A 12,472-nucleotide genomic window follows, 5' to 3' on the forward strand; every position below is an offset into this window, starting at 1 on the left:
CTTCAGCCGGCCCGGCAAGCCGACGGACAATGCGCAGTGCGAATCCTTCAATGGCCGCTTCCGTCAGGAATGCCTGAACAGCCACTGGTTCTTGTCATTTGCCGACGCCAAGGAGAAAATCGACGCCTGGCGGACGTACTATAACGAGGTTCGTCCCCACTCCGCGCTGAAGTGGCAGGCACCTGCTGAATACGCGCGCCAGCACTTGGCCAGCGGCCATAGTACCAACCTCAATGAGCCGGAAATCTCTACTTCTGATCCGGACTAATTCGGGGTTAGGGTCATGAGCCGGAAATCTCTACTTCTGATCCGGACTAATTCGGGGTTAGGGTCAAACGCCGGAAATCTCTACTTCTGATCCGGACTAATTCGGGGTTAGGGTCACGAGCCCGACGGCGGTAAGCCGGGACGTATAACTATGGCTTGTCGTCCTTGAGGGACAGCGTTCCGCGAGATTCGAGCAGCCGCCGCGTGTTCTCCAGTTCCTTTTGCAGCAACTCGGCGTCGGGCAACACTGTCCGGTAGTTGGCCGCCATCACCTTGGTCGGCAGACCATCCAATGCATACCGCGCCAGGGCATGGCCCTTGTCAGCGCACAGGATCAGGCCCACCGGCGGGTTCTCATCCGGGTAGGCCCAATGCTCCTTGGCATAGTTGCAGTACATATGCATTTGTCCTACATCGGCATGGGTCAGGCTGCCCAGTTTCAGGTCAATAATGACCAGGCAGCGCAGCTTGCGATGGAAGAACAGCAGATCCACCCGATACCAGGTTTGGTCGATACGTAACCGACGTTGCCGCCCGACGAAGGTGAAGCCTTCGCCCAGTTCCAGCAGGAAGTCTTCCAGCCGCTGGATCAAGGCCGCTTCCAGGTCGGATTCCGAATACTCGTCCTTGAGGTCGAGGAACTCCAGCACATACGGGTCTTTGATGGCGTCATTGGGCGCGACGGCATCCTCTGGCTTGGCCACCGAACCCTTGACCAGCATCGCCGCCTTGTCTTTTGACAAGGCCGTGCGCTCGTAGAACTGGCTACCGATCTGCCGATCGAGCTGGCGCACGCTCCAGCCCCCACGCAGCGCCTCGGCCTCGTAGAACTGACGGGCATGGTCATCCTTGACCGACAGCAGCCGGACATAGGCCGACCAGGGTAGCGTGAAGACCTGGGCCAATTCGGAGAGGTCGAATTTCCGAGACACTGTCTCGGAATTCTCGATGGGCAGTCCGTCTCCAGATTTCCGAGACAGTGTCTCGGAAATTGCCTCAAGGGGGTAAGCGACGAAGAAACGCCGCATGTTCTCCAGGTTGTCCGGGCTGAACCCGCGCCCGAACCGGGCCGTCAGGTCGGCGGACAACCGCGCCATCAACTGCTCGCCGTAACCGGCCCGCCGCCTCCCTTTCTGCTCGGCTTCGACGATCCGTCGGCCAATCTCCCAATAGCTGGCCGTCATCAGCGCGTTGACACTGCGCGCCGCCGCCTGGCGCGCCGCGTCCAGCAACTCGACGATGCCGCCGTGGATGCCGGCATAGCCGGCCGGTAAGGCAGCGGGTTTCCGCGCTGCCACGGGCGTCTTCCTTGTCATGCTGTCACCTCCATAGAACGGGACGCCCCGGTAATCGCCAGCCGCCGATTCGCCACCAGTTCGGCAACACCCCGTACCGGCTTGTCCTCGGCATGAACATAGTGCATACACATCGCCACGGTCTTGTGACCTGTGAGCTTCATGCCCACCTTGGTCGGCACGCCCGAATTGGCAATGTCGGTCGTCGCCCGGTGGCGGATGCCATGCGTGCCGACATGCGGCACATCAGCGGCCTTGAGCACGCGCGTCCAGCCGCCGTAGTGTTCGCCGTGGGTCATGTGCCGCATCGACTACGGACTTGGTGAGCTTGATTTTCGCCATGATGACTCCTCGGAAAGCCCGGCTTCCAAGAGCCGCATGGGAGCCACGCGAAGGGAAGCCGGGTCAAGTTCCGGAAAGCACCGGCATATGTTGAACTCGCCTAAGTGATTGATAAACCTGCTGTATCTAGCCTTGGCGTAGTCCAGCGAATAGCGGTACTAGAGTCATCGTGAAACAAAAAAAAAGCGCCAGACAGCAATCTGGCGCTTTCTTCCTTCCCGGGCCATCAGCCCTTCAGGCAGTTGCTCATGAACGTCTTGCGCCCATCGCCGGTGAGTTTCTGCTCGGCGGCCTTGGCGTTGCAGTCCTTCATCTTCTGCTGCTGCGGCGTCAGTTGCTTGGCGGGCTCTTCGCCCTTCAGGCAACTGCTCATGAAGGCCTTGCGGTCATCGCCCTTCTTGCCCTCCGCGGCCTTGTTGCAGTCCGACATGCGCTGCTGCTGCGGCGTTGGCGTCTTGGCGGTTGACGGGGCGGCGGGGGTCTGCGCCTGCGCGCCGGCGAAACATGCGGACAACAGAATGGCCGAAGCCAGCTGGCTGATACGGGAAAGCATGAATTCCTCCCTTGAGCGCCCACGAGCGTGAGGACACGCGCAATGCGGGCGGCACGGTCCGCCGGCCAAGGCGCCGGCCCGGTCATCATCGGACAATCCCCGCGCCTTCGCAACATCCGCCGCAACCTGTTACCCATTCATCCGTCTGGCCCGTTGTCTCCCCGCCCGGAAAGGAGTGAGATACGCATAACCCGCGCCGCGCCATGCCACGAACGCCAGACCGCGCGCCTCAGGAGACAACCATGAAGCCACTCGTCCTTGCCACGCTGGCCCTGCTGGCCGGCCTGACCGGCCTGTCCGGCGCCGCCGGCGCGCAGAGTCTTGCCTACGGCATCACGCTCGGCAACGTCCAGGCCGTGCGCGACACCACCCGCAACGTCTCCACCATCACCGGGTTTCTCGCCAACCAGTCCGACCGCGCCGTCAACAGCGTGCTCCTGACCTACGTCCTCTACGACGCGCAGGACCGCGAAGTGGGCCGGGTGCGCGAGGACGTCGTCGGCCCCCTGGCGCCCGGCCAGATCAAGGTGGTCAAGGCCATCACGCCCCTGGAATTCACCCGCGTCAACGCGCTGGACGTGGCCGCCCGCTAGCGCCGGCGGCGCCCGGACGGATCAAAAAACCCTTTTCGAATCAGGGTCTAGACAGGCGGCGATCAGGTCAGTTATGGGAAAATCCTGGCTGCCGGCTCGATAAAAGGGGCTTCCACACGAAGCCCCTTCGTGCGTCTGCCGGCGCGCCAGCAAGCCTGGCCTCGATACTAGGAAGTGAAGATCATGTTTCCCAAAAGACTCTCTGAAGGCTACCAATCTTTCCTGGACGGCCGCTTCCAGACGGAAAGCAGCCGCTATCAAAAGCTGGCCGAAATCGGCCAAAGCCCGGAAATCCTGATCATCGGCTGTTGCGACTCGCGCGTGTCGCCCGAAGTCATCTTCGACGCGGGCCCCGGCGAAATGTTCGTGGTCCGCAACGTGGCCAACCTCGTTCCGCCCTGTGATCCGGACTCGGAATCGTCGTACCACGGCACCAGCGCCGCCATCGAATTCGCGGTCAGCGGCCTGAACGTCAAGCACATCGTCGTGCTGGGCCACGCGTCCTGCGGCGGCATCCGCTTCTTCTTCGACGACGCCAAGCCGCTGGCCAAGGCCGACTTCATCGGCAAGTGGATGTCCCAGATCGAACCCGTGGCCAAGCGCCTGGACCGCGGCACCGGCGACCGCCAGGCCAACCTGAAGCGCCTGGAACTGGCCACCGTCGAGCACAGCCTGAACAACCTGATGACGTTCCCGTCCATCCGCCGCCGCGTCGAAAAGGGCGAACTGGAATTGCACGGCACGTACTTCGGCGTGGCCACCGGCGTGCTGTTCCTGCGCGACCCGGCGACGGGGGAATTCAATCCCTGCGTGGAAACGGGCGTCACGGAGTAAGCGGCGCGCGGCGATTGCATGTTTCCTGTCTTCCCGCTCGTCATCCACAGACGGGCTGGACAGTGTTCGCTCCCATGCGCAACACTGACGCCTCTCACAGACAGGGAACCCCATGAAAATCTTCTTCTCGCCAGCTTCCCCCTTCGTCCGCAAATGCATGGTCATCGCCCATGAGCTCGGCCTGGCCGACCGCATTGAAAAGCTGCCCAGCGCCGCCGGTCCCGTCGCTCGCGACCAGACCATCATCCCGAGCAATCCGCTGGGCCAGGTTCCCACCTTCATCACCGATGAAGGCCAGGCGCTGTTCGACAGCCGCGTCGTCTGCGAATACCTGAACGACCTGGGCGGCGGTTCGTTTTTCCCCGCCGGCAAAGACCGCTGGCAAGCGCTGACGGAGCAGGCCATGGCCGACGGCATGCTGGGCGCGGCGCTGCTGGCGCGCTACGAGGCGGTGCTGCGTCCCGAGGCGTTGCGCTGGGACGCCTGGGTCGAGGGGCAGTTGGGGAAGGTGCGCGACGGCCTCGCGCTCATCGAGAAGAACGCCGCGGGCCTGGACGGCCGGGTGGACATCGGCACCATCACCATCGGCTGCGCGCTGGGCTACCTGGACTTCCGCTTTCCGGATCTGGACTGGCGCGCGTCGCATCCGGCCGCCGCGGCCTGGTACGCAGGCTTCAGCCAGCGCCCCTCGATGCAGGCGACCAAACCCTGATCGAACGCGCCAGCGCCACCGCGTTGCATCAAAGCCCCTGGACCGCATGGACAGGGGCTTTGTTGTTCAATGCGACGACACGAAGGTCGCGTCCGCGAACGGCGGCAAGGCAAAGCCCAGCCGCATGCGCCGGGCCTCGGCCGCGGGCGTCAGGCCGAACAGGCGCTTGAACTCGCGGCTGAACTGGGACGGGCTGGTGTAGCCCACGGCCAGGCTCGCCGTCTCCGCCGTCAGCGCCTGCCGCACCATCAGCAGGCGCGCCTGATGCAGGCGCGTCGATTTCACGTACTGCATGGGTGACGCCTGCGTAACCGCCTTGAAGTGGCTGTGAAAGCTTGGGACGCTCATGCCCGCCTCGGCCGCCAGCCGCGTCACGTCCAGCGGTTGCGCGAACTCCGCGTGGATGAGACGCAGGGACCTGCCGATACGGCCAAATGCCCCCCGCATGGCCAGCGCTTCCCGCATCGAACTGCCTTGCGGGCCGGTCAACACCCGGAAATAGAGTTCGCGCAGCAGCGCGGGACCCAGCACTGCGGCCTCCAGCGGCCGGTTCAAGGCCTCGATGAAGCGCAACACCGACGCACGCATCCGGTCGTCCATCGGGGTCGACATCATGCTTTGCGGCGCCTGGGCGGGCGCCGCCGATCCGGCGTCGTCGATCTGCGCCATCAGTTCCGCCGCCAGCACGAAGTCCAGGTGCAGGTAGAGCGCGAGCAGCGGACGTTCGGGCGTGGCGTCGGTCTCCATGCTGAAGGGCACGGGCACGGACACGGCCAGGTAATGCTGCTCGTCGTACAGATATTGGCGATTGCCGAAGTACCCGCGCTTGCGGCCTTGGCAGACGATCACGATGCCGGGGTCGTAAAGCACGGGCGTACGCGCCAGCGGACCGTTGGCGCGCAGCACGCGCACGCTGGGCAGGGCGGTGAGGTTGTAGCCCTCATTGGGGGCCAAGTCGCGCAGCAGCGCCACCATGGGGGTGACCGCGCAAGGCGGGGCCCCGGCGCCATCCTCGGCCGCAGCGGAAACGGACATAGTTTTGTGCAAGAAATATAGGGAAATCTGGCTTATTCAGCGCCATCGGCAAGACTAGCATGCACTCTCCTTTAGACATCACAGACATTTGAGAGAAGATCGATGGCATCCCCCAAAACCCTGCTCATCACAGGCGTCAGCAGCGGCTTTGGCCGCGCGCTCGCCGAAGAGGCCCTCGCAGCCGGCCATCAGGTCGTCGGAACGGTGCGCACCGTCCAGGCCCGGCTCGCGTTCGAAGCCCTGTCCCCCGGCGCCGCGATCGGCCGTGTGCTGGACGTGACCGACTTCGATGCCATCGACGGCGTCGTGGCGGAGGTCGACGCCCAGGTCGGCGGCATCGACGTATTGGTCAACAACGCGGGCTACGGGCACGAGGGCGTGATGGAAGAATCGCCGCTGTCGGAAATGCGCCGCCAGTTCGATGTGAACGTGTTCGGGGCGGTCGCGATGATCAAGGCGGTCCTACCCTTCATGCGCCAGCGCCGACGTGGCCACATCCTGAACATCACCTCCATGGGCGGCCACATCACCATGCCCGGCATCGCCTACTACTGCGGCAGCAAGTTCGCGCTGGAAGGCATTTCCGAGGCGCTGGGCAAGGAGGTGCGATCCCTGGGCATCGCCGTGACGGCCGTGGCGCCGGGATCGTTCCGCACCGACTGGGCTGGCCGGTCCATGGTACGCACGCCGCGCTCGATTGCAGACTATGACGGCATCTTCGACCCCATCCGCCAGGCCCGCGAAGCGAAAAGCGGCAGGCAACTGGGCGATCCGCGCAAAGCGGCGCGCGCAATGCTTGCGGCCATCGCCGCGGAGCATCCGCCCACCCATCTGCTGCTCGGCAGCGACGCCCTGGCCCTGGTGCGCGACAAGCTGTCCGCCTTGAGCCAGGAAATGTCCGCCTGGGAGGCGCTGACCGTTTCCACGGACGGGGGTGGCATGGACGAGGTCTCCGCGCGCAGTTGAACGTTGCAGGTGCCCGGTGGGGTATACCCCGGCGCACCGCGCGGGCAGCTCCCACCTCTGTTACATTGAACTTGTAACTCGCTGGACGGACCAACTTTCAGGCCAACCACGAACAGGAGCCCCGCATGAACGTTGCTGCGATCTCCGCTGTTTCCGGCGCTGCCGCGCCCTACCCCGCGCGCGCGTCGATGCTGGATGAAAACCGCCCCGCCTGGGAAGCCGAACAGGCGGCGCGCACCCACGCTGCCCAGCAGGCCCAGCGCACGGCACGGGCCCAGGACGCCTGGGAAGCCCGGCGTATCGAACAGGCCGAGGCCGCCAGATCGGTCCGCGCCGATCAAGACGCATCGGCGGTCCGCGACCGGGCGCGCTCCCCGGCCTCGCCGCTCGTGCTCGCCGCCCCGGCGCTCAACGTCGACGAATTGCGCGATCTCTATGCCGAATCCCGGATGCGGCGCGCCGTCGAGGAATTTTCCGCTCGCCCGGATCCGCTGGCGCAGCGCGCCGACACCGCCAATGACTGGGGCACCATCGAAGGGCTGGCCCCGTTGCAGCCCTACCGCGTCGCGATGGGCAATCCGCAGGTCGAGCTGCAGGCGGCCGCGGCGCTGAAGGCTGCCGGCATCGGCGTGCCGAAGGTCGCCAACATCGGCCCCACCGAGAACGCCACAGACAACGCGCGCTACCGGCCCGGCGCGGCGCCCTGACCGTCGCATGGCGCACCAATGACAAAGCCGCCTGCAAGAGGCGGCTTTGTCGTGAAGCGCGGGGTGATCAGTGGAAGAATTCCGCGATCATCGTGGCGCCCATGAAGGTGCCGGCGTTGGCGGCCAGCGACACCACCACGATCTTCCAGCCCAGCTTGCGGAACGCGGGCAGGTCCTTCAGGATCGACAGGCCGGCCATGGCCAGGATCACCGTGGTGAACGGCAGGAAGTTGACCTTGCCGACCAGCGCGATGATCTGATCCGAGTAGGGCAGCACGCCGGGGCAGCCCGCGGTCATGGCGATCAGCGACAGCACGAACACGGCGGGCAGCTTGGGCACGACGCGCAGGATCAGGTCGGTGACGACGACCAGCAGGATGATGATGCCCATGCCGGGCAACGCATCCAGGAACGGCACCTTGTAGCCCAGGTTGTTGCCCACCAGCGCGAACAGACCGCAGATGACGTAGGCGGTCAGGCGGTCGCCAAAACCCATCTTGGCGCTGTGCGCCGGGACGTCTTCGGACACGCTCTCGTCCACGACGGCCTCGCCGGACTTGCCGCGCGAGAAGCGGCCCAGCACCGGTTCCAGCTTGCCGTACAGGAAGATCGTGGTCGGCAGCGAGATGAACAGCGTGAAGTACACGCCCACGACCGTGGTGAGCAGGTTCGCGGCGGCAGCCAGGGCGGCGACCTGATGCGCCATCTCGGGCGTCTGCTGCGAGGCGATGGCGCCCACGCCGGCGGCCATCATGCTGCCCGAGCCCACGCCGGCGCCCATGGCGAGCGAGCGCGGATCGAAGATGTTCAGGCTGGTGATGAAGCCGGCCATCAGCGCCACGAACAGCGCGCCGATCACGGTGCCGGTGATGTATTCCGCCATGACGCCGCGGCCTTCGGGCGAGTTCATGCCGTAGCGTTCGCCAATGATGGCCAGGCTGGGCTCGCGGCCCACCGAGAACGTGGCGCCGATGGCTTCGCGCTTGATGCCCAGCAGCAGGGCCAGCGGCAGGCCGATGGCCATGGTGCCGAAGAAATGGCCGAACTCCTGGAACACGAGCGCCCAGCCGGCCTCGCGCACCTGCGGCAACGCGCCGCCCACCATCAGGCCCAGCTTGGCCAGGAACGGCAGCAGCGCGTATTGCAGGTAGCCGCTGATGCGGGTCTGCATGGCCTTGTCGATGCCGGCGCCCGCCGGCAGGCGCTGGCCAAACGCCGCGACGACGGCGCCGATGAAGATCGCCCACAGCATGGGCTGCAGAACGATCTTGCCCGGACCGACCGAGAAGGTGACGCTGCCGATCGCTTCGGAAATGATCACCACCAGCAGGATGGCGGCGAGCATGCGCACGCGCCCCGATAGCGGCATGGAAGGCAGGGCCAGGCTGGCGCTGGCGTGAGACATTGGTTTTCCCCTGATGACGTGAATCGTTTGCGTGCTGGCGACCCGGAACGCGCCGGGCGGCTCATGCAGCGCAGCCGGGCATGAGCGCCATCGGCGCCCTGCCGGCGTGCGCAATTTTCGCTCGCCCCTTCCGCGGGCAACCATGACATCCAACGCCGATAAACGTTGCGTAAAATGCAACGGATGCCGATTTACTGGGAAAATTTTGCACGGGACAGCGTCTTGCTAGGGTAAACCCTAAATTCTCATCGTGGAAAATCAGCCGCACTTACGTCACGGGACCTGACGCCATGGACGAAAAACTCGACGCCCGCCGCACCCACTATTTCATGCAGGTCATGAGCCGAGGTTCGGTGCGGGGCGCCGCCGAAGCGCTGGAGATGGACCCCTCCGCCGTCAGCCGCGCCATCGCCGCGCTGGAGCGCGACTGTGGGATGGCGCTGTTCGAGCGTCGCGGCCGGGGCGTGGTGCCTACCGACGCTGGCCACATCCTGGCCCGCTACGTGAAGCGCCAGCAGGACATCCAGGAGAGCTTTTTTTCCGAGATCGACAGCCTGCGCAAGGCCGAGCGCGGCCACATCGACCTGGTGCTGGGCGAGGGCTTCGTGGAACTGATGTTCGACCGCGTCCTGCCCGGCTATTGGCGCAGCCATCCCGAAGTGACGCTAGACATCGATGTGGCCCGCACGTCCGAGATCGTGCAGCGCATCGTGGATGACCGCGCCTATATAGGACTGGTCTTCCAGCCGCCCACCGACGCCCGCCTGCGCACCCATTACTCGCGCCCCGAGCCCATTCGCGCCATCGTGCGCCAGGACCACCCGCTCACGCGCCTGGGCCGCCCCCTGCTGCTGACCGACCTGGCCGATTATCCCGGCGCGTCGATGCAGGAAGGGTTTGGCGTGCGCCAGCACATCCAGGCCGCCGAGATCAGCGAACAGGTCCGGCTGCGCAACGTGCTGACCACCTCGTCTTTCAAGGCGCTGTGGCAGTTCGCGGCGGCCGGCATCGGCTACGCGCTCACGCCGCCCATCGCGGTCACCGCCGACATGCAGGCCCAGCGCCTGGCCAGCCTGCCGCTGGCCAATCCCATCCTGAACCAGGGCAGCCTGCATGTGCTCAGCCGCGCGGGCCGGCACATCTCGCCTGCCGCGCGCGAGCTGCTGGAACACATCGTGCGCGGCATCGGCGCGCACGCGGCCGCGGCCACCGATACGGTCGGCTGACGACGATCCGCTTTGGTCTGGCCCATGGCGCCGCCCAAGGCGAATCCGCGGACATGGCGCCGGGCCCCTTCCCGAGCCCTTATTTCTTTATTACCAGAATGACTTAGACGCCCGCGACGGGTGGCTGTTACGGTTATGAATCCCGTTTTGCCGGCGCCCTGCGCCCGCCCCGCCGTGGGGCTCAGATCGAAAAGACTTCAAGGGCAGTAGACATGTACGTGTATGACCCCGTCGACCAACAGCTCGTCGAGCAGCGTGTGGCGCAATTCGCCGACCAGACGCGCCGCTTTCTCGACGGCCAGCTGACCGAAGATGATTTCCGCGTCCTGCGCCTGCAGAACGGCCTGTACATCCAGCGCCATGCGCCGATGCTGCGCGTCGCCATTCCGTACGGCATGCTGGCGTCGCGCCAACTGCGCACCCTGGCCCACATCGCGCGCAAGTGGGACCGCGGCTATGGGCATTTCAGCACCCGCCAAAACATCCAGTTCAATTGGCCCAAGCTGGAAGACGTGCCGGCCATCCTGGCCGAACTCGCCACGGTGCAGATGCACGCCATCCAGACCAGCGGCAACTGCATCCGCAACACCACCACCGATCACTTTGCCGGCGTCGCGCCGGACGAGCTCGTCGATCCGCTGGTCTGGTGCGAGATCATCCGCCAGTGGTCCACGCTGCATCCCGAATTTGCCTTCCTGCCGCGCAAGTTCAAGATCGCGGTCAGCGGCGCCGTCGAGGACCGCGCGGCCGTGGGCGTGCACGACATCGGCCTGCAGGCCGTCGAGCGCGACGGCAAGCTGGGCTTTCGCGTGTGGGTCGGCGGCGGCCTGGGCCGCACGCCCATCGTCGGCAAGCTGATCAATCCTTTCGTCGAGTGGCAGGACCTGCTGACCTATCTGCAGGCCGCCTTGCGCGTCTACAACCTGCATGGCCGCCGCGACAACAAGTACAAGGCGCGCATCAAGATCCTGGTCAAGGACCTGACGCCCGAGGTCTACGCCCAGCAGGTCGATGAAGAGTGGCAGCGCATCAAGGGCGGCCCGGACACCATCACGCAGGAATTCGTCGACACCATCAAGTCGCGTTTCGTCTGGCCGCAATACGACGCCAGCGCCGCGTCCGACATCGACAACACCGCGGCGCTGGCCGCGGCCGACAAGCGCTTCGCGCGCTGGCTGCGCACCAACGTGCATGCCCACAAGGTGGCCGGCTATGCCGCGGTCACCGTCTCGCTCAAGCCCACCGGCGTGCCGCCGGGCGACATCACCGCCGACCAGATGGATGCCGTGGCCGACCTGGCCGACGACTTCGGCTTTGGCGAACTGCGGGTGTCGCACGAACAGAACCTGATCCTGGCCGACGTGCGCCGCGCGCGCCTGCACGAACTCTGGCTCAAGCTGGACGCGCTGAACCTCGCCACGCCCAACATCGGGCTGCTCTCGAACATCATCGCCTGTCCGGGCGGAGACTTCTGCGCGCTGGCCAATGCCGTCTCCATCCCCGTGGCCGAAGCCATCCAGCGCCAGTTCGACGACCTGGACTACCTGTTCGAGATCGGCGAGCTGGACCTGAACATCTCGGGCTGCATCAATTCCTGCGGCCATCATCACGTCGGCCACATCGGCATCCTCGGCGTCGACAAGGCCGGCGAGGAGTGGTATCAGGTCACGGTGGGCGGCCGCCAGAACGGCGCCGCCAAGCCGCTGCCCGACCTGGAATCCACCCATGGCGGCGGCGCGGCCATCGGCCGCATCATCGGCCCCTCGTTTGCGCGCCATCAGGTGCCCGGCGTGGTCGACCGCCTGATCCGCACCTACCTGGGCCTGCGCGACAGCGAAGCCGAGCGCTTCATCGACGTGGTCGACCGCGTCGGCATCGATCCCTTCAAGCAGGACGTGTACGCGGACCCTGCCTTCGCCAAACCCGCCCCGGTCGCGGAGGCCGCCCATGTCTGAAATCTACGCCCACGACGCTCCCGGCCCGCACCTCATCCGCAACGGCCGGCTGGAAGCCGACACCTCGCGTCCGTTCGTACCCGAACCCGAAGTGCCCGCCGAAGGCCAGGTGCCCGCCGACGAACCCGGCTGGATCGTGCCGCTGTCCGTCTGGAAGACGTCGCGCGCCACGCTGCGCCGCCACAAGCATCCCGTCGCCGTGCTGCTGAACCCCGACGCCGACCTGACCGACCTGGCGGACGCCGACGGCACGCTGCACCCCGAGGGCATCGCCTTCATCGCCGTGGACTTTCCGGTCTACACCGACGGCCGCGGCTATTCGCTGGCGCAGTTGCTGCGCACGCGCTATCAATGGCAGGGCGAGCTGCGCGCGGTCGGTGACGTGATGATCGACACCATCCACTACCAGGCGCGCGTGGGCTTCGACAGCTTCCTCGTCAAGCCCGGCCACGATCCGCACAAGGCGCTGGACGCGTTCAAGACGTTCACGGTGCACTACCAGAAGACGTACCTGGCGCCGACGCCGGCCGCGGCCACGGCCTGACGACGTCCAGACAGTCCTGACAGTCCTGACAGTCCTGA

At 65.7% G+C, this 12,472-nt stretch carries 13 protein-coding genes and 1 pseudogene; 9 read left to right on the forward strand and 5 right to left on the reverse strand.

Annotated features, from left to right (window positions below):
* Window positions 1–268 (forward strand): integrase core domain-containing protein (locus tag BMW75_RS28335; RefSeq protein ID WP_254792049.1); only part of this gene is annotated, 268 nt, incomplete at its 5' end.
* Window positions 269–416: 148 nt separating this feature from the next.
* Here the strand turns inward: BMW75_RS28335 and BMW75_RS28340 are convergent.
* The 3 genes and pseudogenes from BMW75_RS28340 to BMW75_RS28350 all read right to left on the reverse strand — a co-directional run bounded on the left by BMW75_RS28340 (window position 417) and on the right by BMW75_RS28350 (window position 2,457).
* Window positions 417–1,583 (reverse strand): PDDEXK nuclease domain-containing protein, encoded by a 1,167-nt coding sequence (locus BMW75_RS28340; RefSeq protein ID WP_092582822.1) that lies wholly within the window; start codon window positions 1,581–1,583, stop codon window positions 417–419.
* Window positions 1,580–1,867 (reverse strand): annotated as a pseudogene (locus tag BMW75_RS28345) (tyrosine-type recombinase/integrase); the annotation flags it as partial. The gene BMW75_RS28340 and the pseudogene BMW75_RS28345, both read right to left, overlap by 4 nt.
* A gap of 263 nt (window positions 1,868–2,130) precedes the next feature.
* On the reverse strand, window positions 2,131–2,457 hold the full coding sequence (locus BMW75_RS28350; protein ID WP_092582823.1) for a PsiF family protein: 327 nt from the start codon (window positions 2,455–2,457) through the stop codon (window positions 2,131–2,133).
* Between the two features lie 242 nt (window positions 2,458–2,699).
* Here BMW75_RS28350 and BMW75_RS28355 point away from each other — a divergent pair, with 242 nt between their 5' ends.
* From BMW75_RS28355 to BMW75_RS28365, 3 genes are all read left to right on the forward strand, one after another.
* Entirely contained in the window at window positions 2,700–3,050 is a 351-nt protein-coding gene (locus BMW75_RS28355) for an FxLYD domain-containing protein (RefSeq protein WP_092582824.1), read from the forward strand.
* A 183-nt stretch (window positions 3,051–3,233) separates the two neighbouring features.
* A complete protein-coding gene (locus tag BMW75_RS28360; RefSeq protein WP_076517384.1) occupies window positions 3,234–3,884 on the forward strand; it encodes a carbonic anhydrase in 651 nt (216 codons plus the stop codon).
* A 112-nt stretch (window positions 3,885–3,996) separates the two neighbouring features.
* Window positions 3,997–4,596, forward strand: a complete 600-nt coding sequence (locus BMW75_RS28365) for a glutathione S-transferase (protein ID WP_076517405.1) — start codon at window positions 3,997–3,999, stop codon at window positions 4,594–4,596.
* A gap of 66 nt (window positions 4,597–4,662) precedes the next feature.
* On the opposite strand, the gene BMW75_RS28370 is transcribed toward BMW75_RS28365, so the two are convergent.
* Window positions 4,663–5,631: an AraC family transcriptional regulator gene (locus BMW75_RS28370; RefSeq protein WP_092582825.1), complete on the reverse strand. Its 969-nt coding sequence runs from the start codon at window positions 5,629–5,631 to the stop codon at window positions 4,663–4,665.
* A 102-nt stretch (window positions 5,632–5,733) separates the two neighbouring features.
* Here BMW75_RS28370 and BMW75_RS28375 point away from each other — a divergent pair, with 102 nt between their 5' ends.
* Together BMW75_RS28375 and BMW75_RS28380 are read left to right on the forward strand one after the other, a co-directional pair.
* Window positions 5,734–6,597, forward strand: coding sequence for an oxidoreductase (locus BMW75_RS28375; protein WP_092582826.1), 864 nt, complete (start codon window positions 5,734–5,736; stop codon window positions 6,595–6,597).
* A gap of 125 nt (window positions 6,598–6,722) precedes the next feature.
* A complete protein-coding gene (locus BMW75_RS28380; RefSeq protein WP_092582827.1) occupies window positions 6,723–7,304 on the forward strand; it encodes a hypothetical protein in 582 nt (193 codons plus the stop codon).
* A 67-nt stretch (window positions 7,305–7,371) separates the two neighbouring features.
* On the opposite strand, the gene BMW75_RS28385 is transcribed toward BMW75_RS28380, so the two are convergent.
* Window positions 7,372–8,709 (reverse strand): DUF3100 domain-containing protein, encoded by a 1,338-nt coding sequence (locus tag BMW75_RS28385; protein WP_092582828.1) that lies wholly within the window; start codon window positions 8,707–8,709, stop codon window positions 7,372–7,374.
* Window positions 8,710–8,999: 290 nt separating this feature from the next.
* Between BMW75_RS28385 and BMW75_RS28390 the strand changes: the two genes are divergently transcribed.
* The 3 genes from BMW75_RS28390 to BMW75_RS28400 all read left to right on the forward strand — a co-directional run bounded on the left by BMW75_RS28390 (window position 9,000) and on the right by BMW75_RS28400 (window position 12,434).
* On the forward strand, window positions 9,000–9,935 hold the full coding sequence (locus BMW75_RS28390; protein WP_092582829.1) for a LysR family transcriptional regulator: 936 nt from the start codon (window positions 9,000–9,002) through the stop codon (window positions 9,933–9,935).
* A gap of 212 nt (window positions 9,936–10,147) precedes the next feature.
* A complete protein-coding gene (locus BMW75_RS28395) occupies window positions 10,148–11,890 on the forward strand; it encodes a nitrite/sulfite reductase (RefSeq protein ID WP_092582830.1) in 1,743 nt (580 codons plus the stop codon).
* Complete coding sequence (locus tag BMW75_RS28400) at window positions 11,883–12,434, forward strand: DUF934 domain-containing protein (RefSeq protein ID WP_092582831.1); 552 nt, start codon at window positions 11,883–11,885, stop codon at window positions 12,432–12,434. Before BMW75_RS28395 ends, BMW75_RS28400 begins: the two co-directional genes overlap by 8 nt.
* The last annotated feature ends 38 nt before the right edge of the window (window positions 12,435–12,472 follow it).

The organism is Achromobacter sp. NFACC18-2 (assembly GCF_900108985.1).
In the GTDB taxonomy this organism is placed as follows: Bacteria; Pseudomonadota; Gammaproteobacteria; order Burkholderiales; family Burkholderiaceae_B; genus Achromobacter.

Excerpts from the sequence above, each read along its gene's own strand:
- BMW75_RS28400 (WP_092582831.1), top strand. The coding sequence starts at position 11,883 with ATGTCTGAAATCTACGCCCACGACGCTCCCGGCCCGCACCTCATCCGC.
- BMW75_RS28350 (WP_092582823.1), bottom strand. The coding sequence starts at position 2,457 with ATGCTTTCCCGTATCAGCCAGCTGGCTTCGGCCATTCTGTTGTCCGCA.
- BMW75_RS28375 (WP_092582826.1), top strand. The coding sequence starts at position 5,734 with ATGGCATCCCCCAAAACCCTGCTCATCACAGGCGTCAGCAGCGGCTTT.
- BMW75_RS28360 (WP_076517384.1), top strand. The coding sequence starts at position 3,234 with ATGTTTCCCAAAAGACTCTCTGAAGGCTACCAATCTTTCCTGGACGGC.
- BMW75_RS28355 (WP_092582824.1), top strand. The coding sequence starts at position 2,700 with ATGAAGCCACTCGTCCTTGCCACGCTGGCCCTGCTGGCCGGCCTGACC.
- BMW75_RS28365 (WP_076517405.1), top strand. The coding sequence starts at position 3,997 with ATGAAAATCTTCTTCTCGCCAGCTTCCCCCTTCGTCCGCAAATGCATG.
- BMW75_RS28395 (WP_092582830.1), top strand. The coding sequence starts at position 10,148 with ATGTACGTGTATGACCCCGTCGACCAACAGCTCGTCGAGCAGCGTGTG.
- BMW75_RS28370 (WP_092582825.1), bottom strand. The coding sequence starts at position 5,631 with ATGTCCGTTTCCGCTGCGGCCGAGGATGGCGCCGGGGCCCCGCCTTGC.
- BMW75_RS28340 (WP_092582822.1), bottom strand. The coding sequence starts at position 1,583 with ATGACAAGGAAGACGCCCGTGGCAGCGCGGAAACCCGCTGCCTTACCG.
- BMW75_RS28390 (WP_092582829.1), top strand. The coding sequence starts at position 9,000 with ATGGACGAAAAACTCGACGCCCGCCGCACCCACTATTTCATGCAGGTC.
- BMW75_RS28380 (WP_092582827.1), top strand. The coding sequence starts at position 6,723 with ATGAACGTTGCTGCGATCTCCGCTGTTTCCGGCGCTGCCGCGCCCTAC.
- BMW75_RS28385 (WP_092582828.1), bottom strand. The coding sequence starts at position 8,709 with ATGTCTCACGCCAGCGCCAGCCTGGCCCTGCCTTCCATGCCGCTATCG.